Origin of the sequence: Flavobacterium dankookense (genome assembly GCF_004362665.1) — a bacterium.
GTDB lineage: Bacteria > Bacteroidota > Bacteroidia > Flavobacteriales > Flavobacteriaceae > Flavobacterium > Flavobacterium dankookense.
This window is the reverse complement of the sequence record NZ_SNXR01000013.1, coordinates 122,032-142,734: the sequence shown is the minus strand read 5'-3', so window position 1 is coordinate 142,734 and position 20,703 is coordinate 122,032. Positions and strand designations below refer to the sequence as shown.

Genomic DNA, 20,703 nt, shown 5'->3' with positions numbered 1-20,703 from the left:
AGGATTTTTTTTGAAAAAATTATATATGAAAAAGTACATTTCTATTCTATTAATCGGGTTGTCAATAACATCATTACAAGCCCAAGAAACAAATGTTGACGATGCACTTAGATTAGCCGTTGACAACATTACAGGGACAGCTCGATATAGAGCAATGAGTGGCGCATTTGGAGCTGTTGGTGGTGATTTATCAGCCATTAATCAAAACCCTGCTGGTTCAATATTTTTTAACAATAACTTCGGAACAGTTACTGGATCAATGTTTAACACAAAAAATAGCTCGCGTTATTTTGGAACAAAAACATCAGAAACAGATGTTTCATTAGATTTAAACCAATTTGGAGCTGTTTTTGTATTCAAAGATAACTCTGGAAAAACAGATTGGAAAAAATTCTCTGTAGCTGTAAATTACGAGAACACTAATAATTTCGGCAACAGCGTTTTCTCTGCTGGAACAAATCCTTATAATTCGATTGGAAATTACTTTGTAAATATTGCGCAAGGAATTCCGTTGGATTTTATAACAAATTACGATTATACTAGTTTAAATTTTTATGAGCAACAAGCTTATTTGGGTTATGATACGTATATTTTTGAATCACAAACTGGTAATTTAAACGACACCGAATATTACACCAATATTCCTTTAGGTGGAAATTATTTTCAACAAAATCAGGTTTCTACAACTGGTTATAATGGTAAATTAACTGGGAATTTTTCCACTTCATATAAAGATAAAATAATTTTAGGAGCAAACGTTAATTTTCATTTCGTTGACATTCGTAAATCATTTACTGTATATGAAGAAAATTCAAACCCATTATATGATACTGGTTCAACTATTACAGAAGTTCTTTTTGAAAATCAATTAAATACGTTAGGAACAGGAATTTCTTTTAACCTTGGTGCTATTGTAAAACCAGCAGAATATGTTCGTTTTGGAGTTTCCTACGAATCACCAACATGGTACAGAATTACTGATGAATTAACTCAAGGTGTTGCTACAAGAAGTTTAAATAATCCAGACAATAATGAATTTCCTGCTTCATACCAACCAACTATTGAATATTTACCTTATAATATTCAAACTCCAAGTAAATGGACTGGAAGTGTTGCTTTTATCTTTGCTAAAAAAGGGTTACTAAGTGCGGATGTTTCAACTAAGGATTATAGCACTACTCGATTCAAACCAAAAAATGATGTCGTGCATAGTGTTTTGAATAATTATATGAATACTGCTCTTGGCAATGCATTAGAATTTAGACTTGGTGGCGAATACAAAATCAAACAACTATCTATTCGTGGTGGTTATCGTTTTGACCAAAGTCCATATAAAGTAGATCAAAATTTTGGCGATTTAACTGGTTATTCAGGTGGTATTGGATATAGTTTTGGCGAAAATAAAATTGATTTAGCCTACAACTATGAACACAGAAAAATGAACCAAGCATTTCTTTCATCAGGAATGACAGATCCAGCCAGAATAAGTCGTTACAACAACAATATAACGTTGAGTTACTCTGTTAATTTTTAAATTATAAAGCTACTATTTCTCAACCATTCTGATAATTCAGAATGGTTTTTTATTTTAATGACTGCAAAAACCAAATAAAACCGTAATTTTGCACTCCAATTTTTAAGTCAATGAGAACTAAATCTTTAAAGAAAAACAAAATCAACGTCATCACACTTGGATGCTCAAAAAACACTTATGATAGCGAAGTCTTAATGGGACAATTAAAAGCTAGCGGAAAAGATGTTGTACATGAGCAAGAAGGTAATATTGTCGTTATAAACACTTGTGGATTTATCGATAATGCCAAAGCTGAATCAGTAAATACCATTTTGGAATATGCCGATAAAAAAGAAAAAGGTATTGTTGATAAAGTTTTCGTAACGGGATGTCTTTCGGAAAGATACCGACCAGATTTAGAAAAAGAAATTCCAAATGTTGACCAATATTTTGGAACAACCGAATTACCTTTGTTATTAAAAGCACTTGGTGCCGATTATAAGCACGAACTTCTTGGCGAACGTTTGACAACAACTCCAAAAAATTATGCTTACCTAAAAATTGCTGAAGGTTGCGACAGACCTTGTAGTTTTTGTGCTATTCCGTTAATGCGTGGAAAACATGTATCGCAATCTATTGAAAAACTGGTAAAAGAAGCTGAAGGATTGGCTAAAAATGGGGTAAAAGAACTAATTCTTATTGCCCAAGACTTGACTTATTATGGTTTAGATTTATACAAAAAAAGAAACCTAGCCGAACTTCTTGAAAACTTAGTAAAAGTAGAAGGAATCGAATGGATACGTCTTCATTATGCTTTCCCGACAGGTTTTCCCATGGATGTATTGGATTTGATGAAGCGCGAACCAAAAATTTGTAATTATATCGATATTCCGTTGCAGCACATTTCAGATAGTATTTTGAAATCCATGAAACGTGGAACTACAAAAGAGAAAACAACTAAATTGCTAAAGGAATTTCGCGCAGCTGTTCCGGGAATGACAATCAGAACAACTTTAATTGTCGGTTATCCTGGCGAAACACAAGAAGATTTTGAAATCATGAGAGACTGGGTTCAAGAAATGAAATTTGAGCGTTTAGGATGTTTTACTTATTCGCATGAAGAAAACACTGGTGCTTTTGCACTTGAAGACGATGTTCCTGAGGAAGTAAAAAAAGCTCGTGCACAAGAGATTATGGATTTACAATCTCAAATTTCATGGGATTTAAATCAAGAAAAAATTGGTCAAACATTCAAATGTATTATTGATAGAAAAGAAGGTCAATATTTCGTTGGAAGAACCGAATTTGATAGTCCAGATGTTGATAACGAAGTGTTGATTGATGCATCTAAATTTTATGTAAAAACAGGAGAATTTGTAACAGTAAAAATTATCGATGCTACCGAATTTGACCTTTATGGCGAACCTGAAAATTAATATTTTATGAAAAATTTATTTTGTATTGTTTTTGTTTTAATTACATCTATGTCGTTTGCACAATTAGATAGACGAATGGGTCGTACACCCCAAATTCCAAATAATAATTCTCAAAAAAAGGTTGATCCTAGAGAAACTTCACTAAATTATTTAAAGAAGGAATTAAACTTAGATACTTTTCAAGAAGCAGCAACCAAGACTTTTATAGAAGAAAATATGAAAGAAAGAGAATATATCTTAGCTTTGGATATAACTACCGAGGACAAAATTGAGAAACTGAAAGTTTCAAATGAAAAAATGAATACTCAGATGAATACCATTCTAAATGAAAATCAAAAAGTCCTTCTGGAAAAATTAAAAGATAAAAACTCTAAAGACAAGAAAAAAAAGGTTAAGAAAGATAAAAAAGAAGAAAAAGAAGAGTTAATTCATGAAGGGAATTAAAGAGATAATAATCCGTTTTCTTTTAAAATTTCAATAGATTTTGAAAACCAAAACATTTCAAAATCTTCAAATTGTTGTTCGAAATTTTCTTTAATTGAACCTAAAGTCATTTTTCTATCATTTTGAACTACACAATTTTCTAACAGTTCAATCATCCATAATGCTTTATCTTTTTCAAGTGAAATGTCAAATATTTGTCTTTTGTCGTGAAAAGTTAGCTTCATCATTTCCCAAGAAATCCCTTTTTTAGATTTAGTAAACGATTCAACATGAGGCTTTCCTCCTAACCAAACTATTTTAGAAGAAGATTTTACAGCAAATGAAGTTTCTTCTAACAAGCAATTTTCAATAAAATCTGGACTAACCTTCGTTTTTGGAATTTTAAAATCAAACCAATCTTGTAAATCGTAATCAAAACAAATGCCGTGCATGTAATTGAACAATGATTTTTTTAGACCAAAACTGAATTTATCATGATTAATTCCTGTTTTGTCTTTAAACTGAATATCGTTATTGGCGAAAGTAATTTCACTTTTTTCTGGAACAACACCAAATTCCTCTGGAAACATGCCAACCGGCGAATGTGCAGTCATAGCAAATTGATGCCAAAATCCGCTTTGAATAATTCCAATTTCAAACATTTGACGCACCATTTCGAAACTATCAATCGTTTCCTGAACTGTTTGCGTTGGATAACCATACATCAAATAAGCATGAACCATAATGCCACTTTCGGTGAAATTTCGGGTAACTTTGGCAACTTGCTCAACCGTTACGCCTTTTTTTATCAATTCCAATAATCTATCCGAAGCCACTTCTAATCCGCCAGAAACCGCAATACAACCCGAAGCTTTTAGCAAAACACATAAATCGGCTGTGAAACTTTTTTCAAAACGGATATTCGTCCACCAAGTAACCGAAAGATTTCGTTTCAAAATTTCCAAAGCAACTTCTCGCATCAACGCTGGTGGCGCAGCTTCATCTACAAAATGAAAACCATTTTCGCCCGTTTGAGCAATTAATTCCTCCATTCGGTCAACCAAAATTTTGGCTGCAATAGGTTCGTAAACCTTAATGTAATCGAGTGAAATATCGCAAAACGTACATTTTCCCCAATAGCAACCATGTGCCATCGTGAGTTTGTTCCATCGTCCATCACTCCAAAGACTGTGCATTGGATTGGCAATTTCTATAACCGAAATGTATTTATCTAATAACAAATCGGAATAATCTGGCGTTCCAACTTCAGCTTGTTTATAATCGTGGCGAGAAGAATTATTAATATAAATTACTTTGCTATTTTCTAATTTAAAAGTTCTTTTAAACTCATTAGAATTTGGAATTTGAACATTGTAATATAATAACTCAACTGGAAGTTCTCCATCATCTAAAGTGATAAAATCAAAGAATTCAAAAACACGTTTATCTTTCAACTCACGGAGTTCGGTATTGGGAAAACCTCCGCCCATCGAAACTTTAATCTCTGGAAAATGCTTTTTTATAAATTGTGCAGAGCGAAAAGCACTGTATAAATTGCCAGGAAACGGAACCGAAATACAAACCAATTTTGGGTTAACCAATTTGAGTTTCTCTTCTAAAATTTGAAGTGTGATTTTGTCAATATAAGTCAAATCGTTTTGCAAATGACTATACATTTCATCAAATGAATTAGCACTTCTTCCCAAACGCTCGGCATAACGACTAAAACCAAAGTTTTCATCGACACATTCTACTATAAAATCAGATAAATCTTCGAGATATAATGTTGCCAAATGCTTGGCTTTGTCTTGCATTCCCATTGAACCAAAAGCCCATTCCATATCGTCCAATTGGTCAAATCGAGAAGCTTCGGGAAGAAAATTTCCACTGCAAATTTGTCGAGCTAAAGTTGGATTCTTTCCTTGCAGAAAAGCAATTACGCTATCAATAGTTTTAATATAATCTTGTTGTAAAGAAAATATTCGCTGAGCATTTTCACCAAACTCTTCAAACTTAAAACTTGTAACTTGAAACAAATTTTCTAATCCATTCTTTGAAAAAAGCTCCAAAATCACTTCTATTCCCAAATCCGTTTGAAAAGAAGAAATGTCTTTGGTGTTCAAAAATCCTTTCAAATAAGCCGTCGCTGGATATGGCGTATTCAGTTGTGTAAATGGTGGCGTTATGAGAAGAATGTTTTTCAAGAGTTGGAAATTTTGGCAAAAATACTTTATATTTTGTATGTTTTGATAAACATTATATACTACTAGAAATTTTAACAATAAAATACCTCGTTTTATTTTTAAAATATTATTTTTACCTTTTAAGTCACATTTTTCACTTCATGAAATATTTATCAATTATTTTCTCTCTACTAATTTGTAATTTATGTTTTTCTCAAAACTTAAATAAATCAAATGGTTTTATTGAAAACAAAGGTCAAATCGTTGACCAAAACGGAAAATCTAATCAAGCCGTAAAATATCTTTTAAACACGAACGGACTAAATGTACAGTTAAGACAAAACGGCTTTTCCTATGATGTTTATGAAACAAAAAAACAATTTACAAAAAAATCCAATCAAAAAATAATTAAAGTAATACCTGACCATAAAGAGGAAGAAGAAGTTACTTTTAAAAATATTACCCATCGAATAGATATTGATTTTATAAACTGTAATACTAATTCAATTTTATTGGCTGAAGGAAAATCAACAGATTATGATAACTATCATAATGTTTTAAACATACCAGAAGGTGTATTAAATGTGCATAGATTTCAAAAAGTCACTTATAAAAATATTTATCCCAATATTGATGTGGTTTTCTTTATTCCTGATGACAATACCAAACCTGTTGAATATAATTTTATAATAAGACCTAATGGAAAAATCAACGATATTCAAATAAAATTTAGTGGTACAAAAACTGAAATAGTGAATAATAAAATCAAAATGAAAATTCGTTTTGGTGAAATGGAAGAAACACTACCTATGAGTTGGATTGAAAACAAAAATGAAAAAAAAGAAGTTTTAGTCAATTATAAAAAAATCAATAAAAATACCTACGGATTTACAACAAATGAAAACATTTATGATCAAAAAGTAATTATTGATCCTGTTCCAATAAGACTTTGGGGAACTTATTATGGCGGTTCTGGTGGTGAAATGGCTGGTTCAATTCATGTTGATAGTAATAATAACGTTTTACTATCAGGAGGAACAGGAAGCTCTAATAACATTGCAACAGCTGGATCCAATACAAGTGGTTACACGAGTGGAAATGATTTTATTGCAAAATTCAACTCCAATGGAGACAGAATTTGGTCATCGTATTATCCTTTTTCAACTAGTGATATGAAAATTGACCAAGATAACAATATGTATGTTTTTGGGAGTTTGCTTCAAGCTAACCCTAATATTCCTTCGACAGGTTGTCATCAACCCATAAAAGACATATATACATCAGGTTTCTTAGTCAAGCTTAATTCATCTGGTGCAAAAGAATGGGGAACTTATTATGGAGGAAATCAAAATGAAACTATTAACGACTTATCAGTTGACAACAATGGAAACATATATATAGTCGGCGGAACCAATAGCACAGATTCATTTTCAACTCCAGGAGCTTTTCAAATAACAAAAGCTTCATCAGGAGATTATGAAACTGGTTTTTTAGCAAAATTTAATTCTTTAGGAAATAGAATTTGGGGAACTTTTTACGGAGGAGAATTAGCAGATGGATTTTTCAGTTGTGATATTTCAAGTGATGGTTATTTATTTGCTACTGGAACACATAATAGTCAGAATAATATAACTACTCCAGGAGCTTATCAAACAACTTTTAATGGAACTGGTGGAATGATCGGTAAATTCGATTTAAACGGAAATAGAATTTGGGGAACATTCATTGCTGATGGAACATACACTCTAAGAAGTAAATTAAAAGGCAATAATATCTATTTAACTGGTAGAGCTTTTCCAAACAGTAATATCGGAACACCAGGAACATTTCAAGAAACCTTTCAAACACTTCCTTCTGGCTCGACTATGAGTGGAAACGAAAATAGTTTCATTTGTAAATTTAACTATCAAATGGAGCAGTATATTTGGGGTAGTTATTTTGTAGAACAGATTATAGGAGTTGATATTGATTCAAATAACAATGTGTTTTTCTCTGGTTACACAGGTATTAATACAGGAATAACAACTCCAGATAGCTATATGCCAACAAAAACTTTATATCAGAAATCATATCTTACTAAATTAAATCAAAATGGACAAAGACTTTGGGGTACATACTATGGAGGAAGTCATGCTGAACAATTAGGTTTTGTAACAATAGACAATAACAATGATATTTATCTTTATGGAAATACAAACGGGAGTACAAGCGGTATAGCAACCTTAAATGCTAGTCAAACTACTCTTGGGTCAAATCCAGATACTTATCTTGTAAAATTACGTGATTGTCAATCATTAGCTTCAGTAAATTCAAACTCACCAATTTGTCTCGGAGAAAATTTGAATTTAACTGCATCAGGCGGAACGGGCTATTCTTGGACAGGTCCAAATGGATTTACATCCAATTTACAAAATCCAACATTACTAAATACTACTTCATTAAATTCTGGTCAATATGTTTGTAGTATAACGGGAAGTGGTGGTTGTGATGATACAATAACTATTGACGTTTTAATTGGAGATACAACTAAACCAATACCTAATATTGCTACATTACCAACAATAACTGCTGATTGTAATGTAATTCTCTCTGCTCCTACTGCTACTGATAATTGTTCAGGAAGCATAGTTGGCACCACTACAACATTAGTAAACACACTATCTTCTGGAAGTCACACTATTGTTTGGAATTATAATGATGGAAACGGAAATATTGCAACACAAAATCAAACAATTATTATAAATCAGGTTACTTTACCTAATGGAAATCCTAGCCAATCCTTCTGTATCCAACAAAATGCAACGATTAATAATCTAACTATAACGGGGCAAAACATCAAATGGTATGATTCTGAAACTGGAGGAAATTTACTTTCTAGTTCAACTATTTTGATTGATGGAATGACTTATTATGCTTCTCAAACGCTAAACAGTTGTGAAAGTTCAAGAATTCCTATTGCAGTTCAAATTCATGATACATCTGCTCCAACTGGTAGTAATCAATCTTTTTGTGCGGTTCAAAATCCAACACTAAACGATGTTATAATTAGTGGAAATACTATCAAATGGTTTTCAGATACTATTAGCACAACCGAACTTCCTCAAACAACTCCTCTTACTGATAATACAATCTATTATGCTACACAAACTCTTAACGGTTGCGAAAGCACTACTCGATTACCCATAACTATTAGTCTAATTTCAACTTTAAATGCAAATGATTATTCATCTATCATTTGTGACAACGGAAATGAAGGAACCGAAATCACTAACTTAACTTCTTTTAATAACTTGTTAATCAATTCGTTAGAAAATATCTTTACATATTACAAATCAATAAATGGAGCTGAAAATCAAATATCAAGTGAACAATTAAATAGCAGTCATACTATATTATCAGGAATAAACACAATATTTGTGAGAATTGATTCGTCCAACGGTTGTTACCAAATTGTTCAATTACAACTTACACTAATAAATGTTCCCGAAATTCCAATTCTAGATGAAATTACACTTTGTGAAAGAGGCATTGTTACTGTTGATGCTGGTTCAGGATTTGATAGTTATACATGGTCAAACAATGCTACAAATCAATCAATTATAATAAATCAAGCTGGAAATTATTGGGTTACAGTTACAAAAAATAATAACTCAACCATTTGTTCATCAACTAAAAACTTTACAGTAGTATTGTCAAACAAACCAACTATTACTTCAATCAATACAATTGATTGGACTGATTTTGAAAATAGTATTACAGTTAACGTAACTGGCTTAGGCGATTATGAATATTCTATTGATGGAATTAATTTTCAAGAAAGCCCAATTTTTAGTGATTTATCAAACGGAGTTTATACAGTAACTGTTAAAGATACTAAAGAATGCGGCACGGCAACAAAACAAGTATATCTTTTAAACTATCCCAAATTCTTTACACCAAATGGTGATGGACATAACGACACTTGGAAAGTTAAATTCTCTCAATTTGAAGAAAATTTTGTAACTCAAATTTTTGACCGATATGGTAAAATAATCAAAGTTTTAAATAAGCTTGAAAGTTGGGATGGAAATTATAACGGAAAACAACTTCCTTCAGACGACTATTGGTTTCAAATTACAAGAAACGATGGAAGAATTCACAGAGGACATTTTACTATGAAAAGATAAAAAAAGTGCATCCGCACTTTTTTTATTTCCCAGATTTCTTTCTTTCCTTATAATATTCGGTTAGTTTCTTTCCATAAAGCGATTTAGCAACTTTTGGTGTCATCGTTTTATAAATTGTATCTAAGTATTTAAAATTAATGTCATAAATTTCAGCTAAAGCTACATAAGGAGCAACTTCGTAATCACCATTATTTACAGCAAAATTAGTTGAATAAAGATATTTTCTTTTTAAAATTCCGTTTTGTTCTTCTTCAATTTTTGCAATTTCATCTGTCTTTTTTGCTTTGTAAGCCATTAATTTTTTCTGTATCAAATTCAAATCCTGATCAACATATCTCGACATTACTTTTTTATACTCTTCATATAACTGGTGATTTTTTGAACCTGTAATTTTTGCATCTGATGTAAAAAAATCTAACGACGTTTCGATATTCATTTTACCTTGTTCTGCAAAAAACGGAATGTTATTATCCAACGAATTAGTTACTCCACGATCTAGAAACAAATACAACATTTCTGGAGATTGCAAATCAAATTCGCTTTTAAAGTTAGAATCACCATTAATTTTTATAGTATCTATTCCAACTAAAACAGTATCTTTTATTCTTTGAATGTATAAAGTCCCTTTTTTTAATCCTTTGATATTTCCAGTTAGAACAAAGTTTTTCTCTGATTTCTTTTCAGAACATGAGAGCAAAAACACAACACTAAATAATAAAATAATCGATTTACGCATAACTAAAATTTTGGCGCAATGTTACAAAAAAAATCCTCAATCTGAATGACAAATTGAGGATTTGATTTTATAGCTAAAAAAGTATTTATCCTTTTAACCAAGATTCTTTCAATTTCAGTTTTGATGAATCACTCGTTTGATAACTCTCTGCTTCTTCAGTTGATAATTTGACTTTACCAGTAATGGTTTGCTCTACTCCATCTCTTTTTATTTTAACAGAAATAGCATCATCAACTTTCCAATTTTGGCTTTCCATTACCATATCATAAATATTCTCAACGTTATAAGCCTTTTCATTAAATGCAAGTAAAACATCGCCACCTTTTATATTTAAAGATTTGAAAAAATCATTTAAATCTGTATTTGGCAAAACGAATATTTCTTTTGATTGATTAACAGAAACATAAGGCGTTTGACCATTTAAGAATGGATTACTAGGAACTTGAATTTTCACTTTTCCAACACCAACTTTCGCAAGAAACTCATCATAATTTATTGGTGTTGTTCCTTCTACATAGGTTTTTAAAAATGCTCCAACTTCTGGATAGGTTATTGATACAATTTTTCCAAAAAGTTCTTCATCGTCAAATGGTCTATTCGTTCCATATTCAGCTGATAACTTTTGCATCATATCCAAAATTCCTCTTTGTCCATTACTTTTTTCTCTGATAATAATGTCAATACACATTCCTATCAATGCTCCTTTTTCATATACATTTAGATATTGATCTTTGTATGGTTTCTCAAGAACTTTTGAACTCATTTCTGTAAATGACATCGTATCATTCATTTTTGATGCATTGTCAATTTTACCTACCATTCGTTGATAAAACTCATCTTCATCTATCAATCCTTGATTAATTTGGAAAAGATTAGCAAAATATTCTGTAACACCCTCATACATCCAAAGGTGTTTTGACATTTTAGGATTGTTATAATCAAAATATTGAATTTCTTTTGAATGAATGCTCAACGGCGTTACGATATGAAAAAACTCATGCGAAACAACGTCAATTAATTGTTTTCCCAGCATTCCAGCTGGCATAGCTTCTGGAAATACAACAGTAGTTGATGTATGATGTTCTAATGCACCAAATCCTTTAGCATCATCTTTCTCCATATCAGAAAGATAAAGTAAAATTGTATATTTTTTGTTGTTGTTTATTTTACCAAGAAATGCTTTTTGAGCACGCATCATTTTTTCTAAATCTGCTGAGAGCGATTTAGCAGTATGAACGCCATTTGGAGAATAAACGCTAAATAAAATCTCCATTCCGTCAACCATAAATGTTACAAAATCCGACTTTGAATACATAATTGGATTATCGGTAACATCAAAATATCTTGCAACATTGAATTCATCAACAGTTGTGCTTTTATTTACATCTTCTAATGATGTCGTTCCAACTAAGTTTTCAGGATGATTGATAGTCAAATTGTACTTAGTTTCAGTTTTCCCGTTGAAATAACCAACAAAACCGTGATTATTTAACATGAAATTAGTTCCTGCTAAAATATTAGTTCCTGCTGGAGAGAATACTTCTTCTTTACCAAAACCTCTTCCAGTCTCGGTATCATAAGTATCATTAACTAAATAGGTAACTTTTGATAACGTCTTTCCATTACTGATTTTCCAAGTATTGTCGTCCGTTTTTATGGTTTCAAGTTCATTTCCTTTTTTATCAAAAGCTTTTAAACCTTCTATATATTTTCCATAATTATCCGTAGAATACGTTCCTGGAACGGTTTTTGGAATTTGATAAATAACTTCATTTGTTGTAAAAGCTGGCGGAATAACAGTTACTTGAACTTTGTCCTCTTTAACATTTACCAAATCAATTGTTACTTTTACTTCTTCACTTGCAGCTTTCTTTTGAGCATAAATACTTGTAGAAAGAACAACTGTAAAAAGAAATGACAGAATTACTTTTTTCATTTTATAAAATATTTTATCGATAAGTCAACAAAAATAAACATTCGTTACAATAACTGTTAATTTTAAGAAAGGATTAACAATGATATTATCGTTTAGAAATTTTGTTGTGTGTGATTTGCTTTTGCAATGTGCATTTAAAACGGTCAATTCCGTTTACACGAAGTTTGGCATGTTTGGTAGTTCTGCCTTGAACTCTTTCACGCCACATTTTAAAACTTGAAGGTTTCATTTCGCGGCGCATGATTTCGATAGTTTCTTGCTCGGATATACCAAACTGAAAAGTTATAGCTTCGAAAGGAGTTCTATCTTCCCAAGCCATTTCTATAATTCTGTCAATTTGTTGTTCCGTGAAAATTTTTGATTTCATAGAAACAAAATTCGGTATTAAATAAAAAAACTCTTGTTGAACAAGAGTTAAAGTTTAGTCAAATTTATTTTTAATGTAATATTTACTATCCAAATCATCATCAAAGTCATCAATAATAGGTTTTGGTTTTGGCTTGCTTCCAACGGCTTTTTTCTTCCATAGCTCAAAATTGTCTTTGGACAAACGTTTTCTCATCAATTCGGTAACTTCATTTTCTGTAAGTCCAAATTCTTCTTTTATAACTTCAAAAGGCTTTCTTTCCTCTTGCGCCATGCTGACAACCCTTTCTATTTGTTCGTTGTCAAGTTCTACTCGCTTACTTTTTTTCATTTCTGTAAAAGCATTTTTTTTTAAAAAGATATAAACTCATTAAATTAATAATTCAATATTAGTAAAAAAAATAATTAGTTTTTAATTGGACATTTATTTTTTTTAATTAATTCTCTGGCGAACGAAGTTTTTGGAAAGGAATTGACAATAAATTTTTTAAATTATTATGTTCTTCAGGTTTCATGTGTGTATCAACACCATAGATTAACTTGCTTCTATCCAAAGTTTTAAAAGTTCCAAAAATCCTGTCCCAAATGGAAAAAATATTACCATAATTGCTATCGGTGTATGGCAAAACATAGTGATGATGTACTTTATGCATATCAGGCGAAACGAGAAAATAGCTTATAAAGTTGTCTAACTTTTTTGGCAAAATTATGTTTGCATGTGTGAATTGCGTTGCAACTACTGATAATGTTTGGTATAAAAAAACCATCCACATTGGACTTCCAACAGCTAAAACTCCAATTGTTGTAAAAACAAACCGAATGACACTTTCGCCGGGATGATGTCTATTTCCTGAAGTGGTGTCAATCCATGTATCTGAATGATGAATGAGATGAAATCGCCAAAGAAATTTTACTTTATGTTCAACCAAATGGGCTAAATAAGCTCCAATTAAATCTAAAAGCAATAATCCGATTATAGCAAACAACCACAAATTCATTTTAGGTAACCAATTCAAAATTCCAAATTGATTATCGACTGTCCATTGCGCTGATTTTAGCAAAATAAAAGCCAAACAAAAGTTGATAATTATGGTTGTTAGCGTAAAAAAAATATTAATTCCAGCGTGTTGCCATTTGTTATACTTAAATTTTATAAAAGGAATTGCACTTTCAATTACCCAAAACAAAGCTATTCCGCCAGCTAAAATCGAAGCTCTGTGTGACGAAGGAATTGACGAAAAATAATTGATTATTTCTTGCATAACTACAAATATAACAAAACTAACTATTTGATAATTCGGAAGGTTAAATTTATTCTTGGTCCAATTGGTTTAACCGTTTTTGGAATTTGATGTTTCCAAAAATGCTGAGTTGTTCCTTTCATAATCAATAAACTTCCATGCTCGAGATTTATTTTTAATTTTTGCTCTTTGAAGGAATTGTGCTGCAAATGAAAACTTCTTTCTGCTCCAAAACTTACTGAGGCGATAACTGGATTTGTTCCTAATTCTTTTTCGTTATCAGCATGCCAACCGTTACTATCTTTTCCATCACGATAATAGTTTAGTAAAACGGTAGTAAAATTTTCTGGACAAACTTCTTCGATTTGATTTTTAATAAACATGAGTAAAGAATTCCATGAATGCGGCTTCATAACTATATTAGAATAGCTGTATGGCTTTCCTTCGTTTCCAAAAAGTGATGTTAACCTTGGTTGTGGATATTTTTTTCCAAAAACAGTAATATCATCATGTTGCCAAGGAATATCCTTTTTTAGTTTTTCAAAAAACTCATCTGCTTTTTCTTTATTAAAAAAATTAGGATAATAAATGATTTCAGAATCGGGAAGATTAAATTCGATGCTTTCTGATGGAAAAAGTGTATTCATAAAACAAAAATAAAGAGAAAAAAATGAATAATTTCACTCTTTTCTCTTTATTACTATTCAAATCGAAGTTACTTATAAAGTATCCTTTTTGTCTAATAAAAATTTATACAAAAATCCTCCAACAATTGCTCCTGCAATCGGTGCAACCCAAAACAACCAAAGTTGTGATAACGATTCTCCTTGTGCAAAAATAGCTTGTGAAGTGGATCGCGCAGGATTTACTGATGTATTTGTAATTGGAATACTAATCAGATGAATTAAAGTTAATGCTAATCCAATAGCTACGCCTGCAAACTTTCCATTTGCCATTTTATCTGTTGCACCAAGAATTACGATTAAGAAGAACATTGTCAAAACAAATTCTGTTGTAAAAGCTGCTGTCATTGAATAACCATCAGGAGAAAAAGCATCATAACCATTGGTTGCAAAAGCTCCAGGTTTAGTATTGTCAATTGTAAACCCTGCTTTTCCTGAAAGGATAAACAACAAAGCTCCAGCTGCAACAATTCCACCTAAACATTGCGCAACAATATAAGGTAGTAAATCTTTAGTAGAAAAACGTCCACTTGCCCATAGTCCAAAAGAAACAGCAGGGTTAAAATGTCCGCCAGAAATATGACCAACAGCATATGCCATTGTCAAAACAGTTAATCCAAATGCTAATGATACACCAGCAAATCCAATTCCTAAGTCTGGAATTCCTGCTGCAAAAAGTGCGCTTCCACAGCCGCCAAAAACGAGCCAGAAAGTTCCAAAAAATTCTGCGAATAGTTTTCTCATATGTTTTGATTTTATTGATTACAATCAAAAATACGGAATTTTCTATTAAAATGTTAATTTTTCTTAAATTTTACATTCATAATCACAATTGCTGCAATAATTAACACAATACCGAGCCATTGACTGAAAACTACATTTTCATTTAAAATTATAAATGCCATCATAACAGAAACAGGTAACTCTAATGCTGAAACTATACTTCCAAGACCAATACCAGTTAGAGGAAAACCAGCGTTGAGTAGTATTGGTGGAATAACTGTGCCAAATAACGCAAGTAAAATTCCCCATTTAAAGAAAATATCATAATTAAAAGGTGTATCTTGTGTAAAGATTGCAAAAATAAACACTACTACAATTCCACCTAAAAGCATATATAAACTTCTTTGAGCTGAAGAAATTGTTAATGCAACTCTATTAGCAGCAAACATGGTTGTTGTAAAAGATGCTGCCGCTAAAAGTCCAAGAACAATACCTCTCCAGTCAAGATTTACTGAATTATTTAACACATTTGTAGCTAGTAAAGTGCCGAATAACACAATTAAAACTGCGATGATTTTTACTTTCGACGGTAATTTTTTCTCTAAAAACATTTCTAAAACCACACCCATCCAAACGGTTTGCATTAATAAAACAATACCAATAGAAACCGGAATATATTTTACAGCCAAATAATAAAAGATACTCGTCAATCCGGTCGAAGTTCCAACCAACATTAACTTTTTGACATCAGATGAAGTTGCTTTGATTACTGTATTCCCTTTTCTGTTTTTTTCAAAAGCATTAATCAATAAAACGATGAGAATACCAATTACAAATTGAGCTGTTATAACTTCTGCTGGTGTGTAATGAAGTCCTTGTGAACTCGTATCTGAATATGCTAACTTTACGAACGTAGCTAACATCCCATAGCTTGCAGCTCCAAGTCCAACTAATACAACACCTTTCAATATTTTATTTCCAATCATTATCTATTTTTTAAAAAGCGGACAAAGATATAGAATAGAAATGGTTTTGGAGAATATATTAAAAACAAAAAACCACCACTAAAAAGTGGTGGTTTTATTGAGCCGGCGGAGGGATTCGAACCCACGACCTGCTGATTACAAATCAGCTGCTCTAGCCAACTGAGCTACGCTGGCGTTTCAACGTGAGTGCAAATATAATAGTGAAAATGAAATCTCCAAAATATTTTTACACTTTTTTATTGATTTTTTTGACTATAAAGCGTTGATTTTTTCAACCAATTGATTAGCAGTTTGTTCTAATTCTGTATTGATTTGTTTAAAATGCGCTTTTTTATTCTCAACATTCTTTGCATTTACTTTTTTAATCAAACTATCAAAAGATGTAATTGCTTCATCTATAATACCATTTGATTTATCAGATGGTTTTCCTGAAGTTGTCATCTCATAGATATATACTGCTTCAATAATATCACCTAAAACAAAATTGATATCTTTTTTTAAATTTTTAACACTTGGCATTTTCTTTTATTTTTAAAATTTGGTGCAAAATTAAGTATAATCTTTTGAATATAGGTTAAGAAATATAAATTTCTAGTACCGATGCATTTCCATTTAACTGAAAATCAGTTAAAAAAGCAGGAATTAAAACAGTATCGCCTTTCTTATAATTATACTTTTCTTTATTTAAAATCAATTCAAAATCGCCATCAACACACATATAAACGGTAAATGAATTTTGATTTTTATTGCAATCTATTTTTCCATTTAAAGGGATAAAATTAGTTGTGAAATACTGACAATCAACAACTTCATTTGGTTTATTTTCTATTTTTGAATATTTTATTTGCGCTTCAACTGTTTCATAATTAATCGCTTCAAGAGCTAAATCAACATGAAGTTCACGCACATTTCCATTGGCATCAACTCTATCAAAATCATACAATCTATAAGTGATGTCTGAGGTTTGCTGGATTTCGGCAATTACAGTTCCAGCACCAATGGCATGAACAGTTCCAGTTTCTAAAAAAAACACATCGCCTTTTTTTACTTTTTTGGTATCCAGAATATTCAATAATGTCTTATTCTCTAAATGCTGAATATATTCTTCTGGAGATGATTTTTCTTTAAAACCAACTATTAATCGTGCGTCATCGTCGGCTTGCATAACATACCACATTTCCGTTTTTCCAAAGGAATTATGACGTTTGGCAGCCAATTCATCATTGGGATGAACTTGAATTGACAAATCTTCGCGTGCATCAAGATATTTGAATAATAAAGGGAATTGTTTTCCAAATCTTTTGAAAACTTCTATTCCTAAAACTTGTTCTGGAAACTCATTTATCAACTCGTTCAACGATTTTCCCTCAAAAAAACCATTTACAATGATACTCACATCATTTTCAACTGTAGAAATCTCCCAACTTTCTCCTGTTATTTCTGAAGTTATAGGTTTGTTTAGATACGTTTTAAGTTTTGTTCCTCCCCAAATTCTGTCTTTTAGAATAGGTTGAAATTGCAATGGATAAAGTTTCATTTGATAATTTTAAAGTACAAAGATGCAAAATTAAAAAAATACTATTTTGTCATTTTCTGCACTATTTTTAATGCTTTTTCGATATGAATTTTACCTGACATACTATTAAAAACTAGAACAATTTCACCTTCTTTATTGGCTACAAAGGTTTGACGGCCAGGAATAAACAAGAAATCATTCTCTACTTGAAAAAGTTTTCGAAGTTTTTTGTCATAATCGGAAAGCAAAATAAAAGGCAGATTAAATTTTTTCTTAAAATTTATGTGCGACTGAACTGTATCAGCACTAATTCCAATAATTTCAGCTCCTAATTCTTTAAATTCTTCGTAATTATCCCTAAAACTACAAGCTTGTTCAGTACAAACTTTTGTTTCGTCTTTTGGATAAAAATAAATAACAAGTGGTTGCTTTCCTATATAATCTTGACTATCAAAGAGATTTCCGTTCGTATCTTTTGCTTTAAAATTGGGAAGCTTATCACCTATTTTTAGTGCCATTTTAGTTTCCTTTATAGGTTACAAAATTGCGAGGTGTTTCATAAAGAACGACTTCTAACTCTTTATTGGCATCGATAAATTTTCTAAGTTTATTCCAAATTACAACCGCAATATTTTCGGCAGTCGGATTTAAATCGGCAAAATCAACAACATCTAGATTTAGATTTTTATGATCGAAAGCGTTTTCTATATGCTCTTTAATTAAATCGGAAAGGATTTTAACATCAATCACAAAACCAGTTTCCTGATCGATTTCTCCAGTAACTGAAACTATAAGTTCATAATTATGTCCGTGATAATTGGGATTATTGCATTTGCCAAAAACCAAATCGTTTTGCTCCATTGTCCAATCTTTTCGATACAATCGGTGTGCGGCGTTGAAATGTGCTTTTCTAGAAACGGTAACTTTCATATTTTGGAATTTGAAATTTGGAATTTGAAATTTATAGTTTGTGATCTTCTAAATAATGGTAAAATTCATCGAATATAATCTTGAACCAAACAGTATAAATATGTGGATTGGCAACCATATCGTCTTTAATATCTTCAATGGTCATCCATTTCCAACTTTCTACTTCTTCACAATTAATATTTGGTTCTTCATTAGAATAACCAATCATTACGTGATCGAGTTCGTGTTCGGTCAAACCGTTATCAAAAGGTGCTTTGTAAATAAAATGAAAAAGTTCTTTTAGTTCTGCTTTGAAACCCATTTCTTCATAAAGGCGGCGTTTTCCTGCTTCAATATTAGTTTCTCCAGCACGTTGATGACTGCAACAAGTATTGGTCCACAATAAAGGCGAATGGTATTTATGATGTGCACGTTGTTGCAACATGACTTCATTTTTACCATTCAATATAAAAACTGAAAAGGCACGATGCAAAACTGCTTTTTCGTGAGCTTCCAATTTATTCATCAAACCAATAGGTTCGTCTTTTTCGTTAACTAATATTACTTGCTCTTCTTTCATAGATTTTTTATGAAGGTCAAAAATACGAAAAAAGAATTGCTATGTTATTTTTATATTTTCAACAACCGTTAAACTTTACTTAAAACCACTCATTTTGTAATCTGCAAGACATTTTACAGCGTATATCTGTTGTAAATTTGTACTCTATTTAAATAAGATTGCTATGAAAAAAATCTTGAATATTTTAGTTATCATTCCACTGTTCGTTTTAAACGCATGCGGTCAATCGAACAACAAACAAAAAAACACAACAACAAAAACAATTGCAATGGAAAACGTAATCAGCAAACCTGAAAATCCGTATTATTCGAATACCGACACAAAAAAATTAAATGTCCCAAATACCGAATGGAAGAAAATTCTATCTCCAGATTTGTATGCAGTTGCGCGTGAAGCCGATACAGAACGTGCTTTTACGGGAACGATGTGGAAAAGTGAAACCAAAGGAACCTATTATTGTGCAACCTGCGGAAATAAATTATTTAAATCAGACCAAAAGTTTGTGAGTAGCTGTGGATGGCCAAGTTTTTTTGAGCAAAACAACAAAGAAAGCATCACTTTCAAAGCTGATAATTCCTATGGAATGCAACGCACTGAAGCACTTTGTGGAAGATGTGATAGTCATTTAGGGCATTTATTCGATGATGGTCCTGAGCCAACCGGAAAGCGATATTGCATGAATGCAATTTCTCTAGATTTTGTTCCAGACGGTGTAACTTCAACTTCAGGTGATTTAGAAACAATTGTTATTGGTGGCGGCTGTTTTTGGTGTGTTGAAGCCGTTTATCAAAATTTGGATGGTGTAAAAAGTGTCTATTCAGGTTATGCTGGAGGAAGCGTTGAAAATCCGAGTTATGAAGAAGTTTGCACCGGGAGAACTGGAGCAGCAGAAGTAGTTGAAATTACATATGACAAAACCAAAACGAATTTGGACGAAATCTTCAAAGTATTCTTCACCGTTCATGATCCAACTACTTTAAATCGTCAAGGTGCTGATGTTGGTACGCAATATCGCTCGGTTATTTTCTATAAAAATGAAAACGAGAAAAAAGTTGCTCAAGACTTGATTAAAGAATTAAATACTGAAGTGTTCTCAAACAAGATTGTAACAACACTTGAACCGCTTAAAAAATTCTACAAAGCGGAAGAATACCATCAAGGTTATTATGAAAATAATAAAAACAAACCCTATTGTCAAATGGTCATTCAACCAAAAATTGAAAAATTTGAAAAAGTTTTTAAGGATAGATTAAAAAAATAATAATATTCAAGTTAAACACAGATTTTACAAATTCATACAACTTTT

General features: G+C 31.4%; 19 protein-coding genes and 1 tRNA gene. 5 read left to right on the top strand and 15 right to left on the bottom strand.

Annotated features, from left to right (window positions below; genetic code table 11):
• Window positions 1-25 precede the first annotated feature (25 nt).
• The 3 genes from BC748_RS07200 to BC748_RS07190 all read left to right on the top strand — a co-directional run bounded on the left by BC748_RS07200 (window position 26) and on the right by BC748_RS07190 (window position 3,393).
• Window positions 26-1,534 (top strand): OmpP1/FadL family transporter, encoded by a 1,509-nt coding sequence (locus BC748_RS07200; RefSeq protein WP_133532806.1) that lies wholly within the window; start codon window positions 26-28, stop codon window positions 1,532-1,534.
• Window positions 1,535-1,644: 110 nt separating this feature from the next.
• Window positions 1,645-2,949, top strand: coding sequence for a 30S ribosomal protein S12 methylthiotransferase RimO (gene rimO, locus BC748_RS07195; RefSeq protein WP_133532805.1), 1,305 nt, complete (start codon window positions 1,645-1,647; stop codon window positions 2,947-2,949).
• A 6-nt stretch (window positions 2,950-2,955) separates the two neighbouring features.
• On the top strand, window positions 2,956-3,393 hold the full coding sequence (locus BC748_RS07190; protein ID WP_133532804.1) for a hypothetical protein: 438 nt from the start codon (window positions 2,956-2,958) through the stop codon (window positions 3,391-3,393).
• On the opposite strand, the gene BC748_RS07185 is transcribed toward BC748_RS07190, so the two are convergent.
• A complete protein-coding gene (locus BC748_RS07185; RefSeq protein ID WP_133532803.1) occupies window positions 3,390-5,576 on the bottom strand; it encodes a B12-binding domain-containing radical SAM protein in 2,187 nt (728 codons plus the stop codon). The two genes, BC748_RS07190 and BC748_RS07185, sit on opposite strands and share 4 nt — an antisense overlap.
• A gap of 140 nt (window positions 5,577-5,716) precedes the next feature.
• Between BC748_RS07185 and BC748_RS07180 the strand changes: the two genes are divergently transcribed.
• Window positions 5,717-9,721 (top strand): DUF7948 domain-containing protein, encoded by a 4,005-nt coding sequence (locus BC748_RS07180; protein ID WP_133532802.1) that lies wholly within the window; start codon window positions 5,717-5,719, stop codon window positions 9,719-9,721.
• 22 nt (window positions 9,722-9,743) lie between these two features.
• Here BC748_RS07180 and BC748_RS07175 read toward each other — a convergent pair whose 3' ends face one another.
• From BC748_RS07175 to idi, 14 genes are all read right to left on the bottom strand, one after another.
• The gene (locus tag BC748_RS07175) at window positions 9,744-10,457 is read right to left on the bottom strand and encodes a DUF4369 domain-containing protein (RefSeq protein ID WP_133532801.1); all 714 of its coding nucleotides are present in this window, start codon (window positions 10,455-10,457) and stop codon (window positions 9,744-9,746) included.
• 85 nt (window positions 10,458-10,542) lie between these two features.
• Entirely contained in the window at window positions 10,543-12,393 is a 1,851-nt protein-coding gene (locus BC748_RS07170; RefSeq protein ID WP_133532800.1) for a M61 family metallopeptidase, read from the bottom strand.
• Between the two features lie 85 nt (window positions 12,394-12,478).
• Window positions 12,479-12,760 (bottom strand): TIGR03643 family protein, encoded by a 282-nt coding sequence (locus BC748_RS07165; RefSeq protein WP_133532799.1) that lies wholly within the window; start codon window positions 12,758-12,760, stop codon window positions 12,479-12,481.
• A 54-nt stretch (window positions 12,761-12,814) separates the two neighbouring features.
• Complete coding sequence (locus BC748_RS07160; RefSeq protein WP_133532798.1) at window positions 12,815-13,090, bottom strand: TIGR03643 family protein; 276 nt, start codon at window positions 13,088-13,090, stop codon at window positions 12,815-12,817.
• Between the two features lie 106 nt (window positions 13,091-13,196).
• On the bottom strand, window positions 13,197-14,021 hold the full coding sequence (locus tag BC748_RS07155) for a sterol desaturase family protein (protein WP_133532797.1): 825 nt from the start codon (window positions 14,019-14,021) through the stop codon (window positions 13,197-13,199).
• 23 nt (window positions 14,022-14,044) lie between these two features.
• Window positions 14,045-14,647: an alpha-ketoglutarate-dependent dioxygenase AlkB family protein gene (locus tag BC748_RS07150; RefSeq protein WP_133532796.1), complete on the bottom strand. Its 603-nt coding sequence runs from the start codon at window positions 14,645-14,647 to the stop codon at window positions 14,045-14,047.
• 72 nt (window positions 14,648-14,719) lie between these two features.
• Window positions 14,720-15,427: an aquaporin Z gene (gene aqpZ, locus BC748_RS07145; protein WP_133532795.1), complete on the bottom strand. Its 708-nt coding sequence runs from the start codon at window positions 15,425-15,427 to the stop codon at window positions 14,720-14,722.
• Window positions 15,428-15,480: 53 nt separating this feature from the next.
• A complete protein-coding gene (locus tag BC748_RS07140) occupies window positions 15,481-16,392 on the bottom strand; it encodes an EamA family transporter (RefSeq protein WP_133532794.1) in 912 nt (303 codons plus the stop codon).
• 100 nt (window positions 16,393-16,492) lie between these two features.
• Window positions 16,493-16,566 (bottom strand) — tRNA-Thr (locus BC748_RS07135).
• Window positions 16,567-16,644: 78 nt separating this feature from the next.
• A complete protein-coding gene (locus BC748_RS07130; protein WP_133532793.1) occupies window positions 16,645-16,911 on the bottom strand; it encodes a hypothetical protein in 267 nt (88 codons plus the stop codon).
• A gap of 55 nt (window positions 16,912-16,966) precedes the next feature.
• Window positions 16,967-17,929: a type I phosphomannose isomerase catalytic subunit gene (locus tag BC748_RS07125; protein ID WP_133532792.1), complete on the bottom strand. Its 963-nt coding sequence runs from the start codon at window positions 17,927-17,929 to the stop codon at window positions 16,967-16,969.
• A 41-nt stretch (window positions 17,930-17,970) separates the two neighbouring features.
• Window positions 17,971-18,426 carry a peroxiredoxin gene (locus BC748_RS07120; RefSeq protein WP_133532791.1) on the bottom strand — a complete coding sequence of 152 codons (456 nt, stop codon included), beginning with the start codon at window positions 18,424-18,426 and terminating at the stop codon, window positions 17,971-17,973.
• 1 nt (window position 18,427) lies between these two features.
• Entirely contained in the window at window positions 18,428-18,838 is a 411-nt protein-coding gene (locus BC748_RS07115) for a 6-pyruvoyl trahydropterin synthase family protein (RefSeq protein WP_133532790.1), read from the bottom strand.
• Between the two features lie 31 nt (window positions 18,839-18,869).
• Window positions 18,870-19,397: an isopentenyl-diphosphate Delta-isomerase gene (gene idi / locus BC748_RS07110; protein ID WP_133532789.1), complete on the bottom strand. Its 528-nt coding sequence runs from the start codon at window positions 19,395-19,397 to the stop codon at window positions 18,870-18,872.
• A gap of 163 nt (window positions 19,398-19,560) precedes the next feature.
• Here idi and BC748_RS07105 point away from each other — a divergent pair, with 163 nt between their 5' ends.
• Window positions 19,561-20,658 carry a bifunctional methionine sulfoxide reductase B/A protein gene (locus tag BC748_RS07105; protein WP_133532788.1) on the top strand — a complete coding sequence of 366 codons (1,098 nt, stop codon included), beginning with the start codon at window positions 19,561-19,563 and terminating at the stop codon, window positions 20,656-20,658.
• Window positions 20,659-20,703: the final 45 nt, after the last annotated feature.

Coding starts and splice junctions, on each gene's coding strand:
- BC748_RS07200 (WP_133532806.1), top strand. CDS start 26: ATGAAAAAGTACATTTCTATTCTATTAATCGGGTTGTCAATAACATCA.
- rimO (WP_133532805.1), top strand. CDS start 1,645: ATGAGAACTAAATCTTTAAAGAAAAACAAAATCAACGTCATCACACTT.
- BC748_RS07190 (WP_133532804.1), top strand. CDS start 2,956: ATGAAAAATTTATTTTGTATTGTTTTTGTTTTAATTACATCTATGTCG.
- BC748_RS07180 (WP_133532802.1), top strand. CDS start 5,717: ATGAAATATTTATCAATTATTTTCTCTCTACTAATTTGTAATTTATGT.
- BC748_RS07175 (WP_133532801.1), bottom strand. CDS start 10,457: ATGCGTAAATCGATTATTTTATTATTTAGTGTTGTGTTTTTGCTCTCA.
- BC748_RS07170 (WP_133532800.1), bottom strand. CDS start 12,393: ATGAAAAAAGTAATTCTGTCATTTCTTTTTACAGTTGTTCTTTCTACA.
- BC748_RS07165 (WP_133532799.1), bottom strand. CDS start 12,760: ATGAAATCAAAAATTTTCACGGAACAACAAATTGACAGAATTATAGAA.
- BC748_RS07160 (WP_133532798.1), bottom strand. CDS start 13,090: ATGAAAAAAAGTAAGCGAGTAGAACTTGACAACGAACAAATAGAAAGG.
- BC748_RS07155 (WP_133532797.1), bottom strand. CDS start 14,021: ATGCAAGAAATAATCAATTATTTTTCGTCAATTCCTTCGTCACACAGA.
- BC748_RS07150 (WP_133532796.1), bottom strand. CDS start 14,647: ATGAATACACTTTTTCCATCAGAAAGCATCGAATTTAATCTTCCCGAT.
- aqpZ (WP_133532795.1), bottom strand. CDS start 15,427: ATGAGAAAACTATTCGCAGAATTTTTTGGAACTTTCTGGCTCGTTTTT.
- BC748_RS07140 (WP_133532794.1), bottom strand. CDS start 16,392: ATGATTGGAAATAAAATATTGAAAGGTGTTGTATTAGTTGGACTTGGA.
- BC748_RS07130 (WP_133532793.1), bottom strand. CDS start 16,911: ATGCCAAGTGTTAAAAATTTAAAAAAAGATATCAATTTTGTTTTAGGT.
- BC748_RS07125 (WP_133532792.1), bottom strand. CDS start 17,929: ATGAAACTTTATCCATTGCAATTTCAACCTATTCTAAAAGACAGAATT.
- BC748_RS07120 (WP_133532791.1), bottom strand. CDS start 18,426: ATGGCACTAAAAATAGGTGATAAGCTTCCCAATTTTAAAGCAAAAGAT.
- BC748_RS07115 (WP_133532790.1), bottom strand. CDS start 18,838: ATGAAAGTTACCGTTTCTAGAAAAGCACATTTCAACGCCGCACACCGA.
- idi (WP_133532789.1), bottom strand. CDS start 19,397: ATGAAAGAAGAGCAAGTAATATTAGTTAACGAAAAAGACGAACCTATT.
- BC748_RS07105 (WP_133532788.1), top strand. CDS start 19,561: ATGAAAAAAATCTTGAATATTTTAGTTATCATTCCACTGTTCGTTTTA.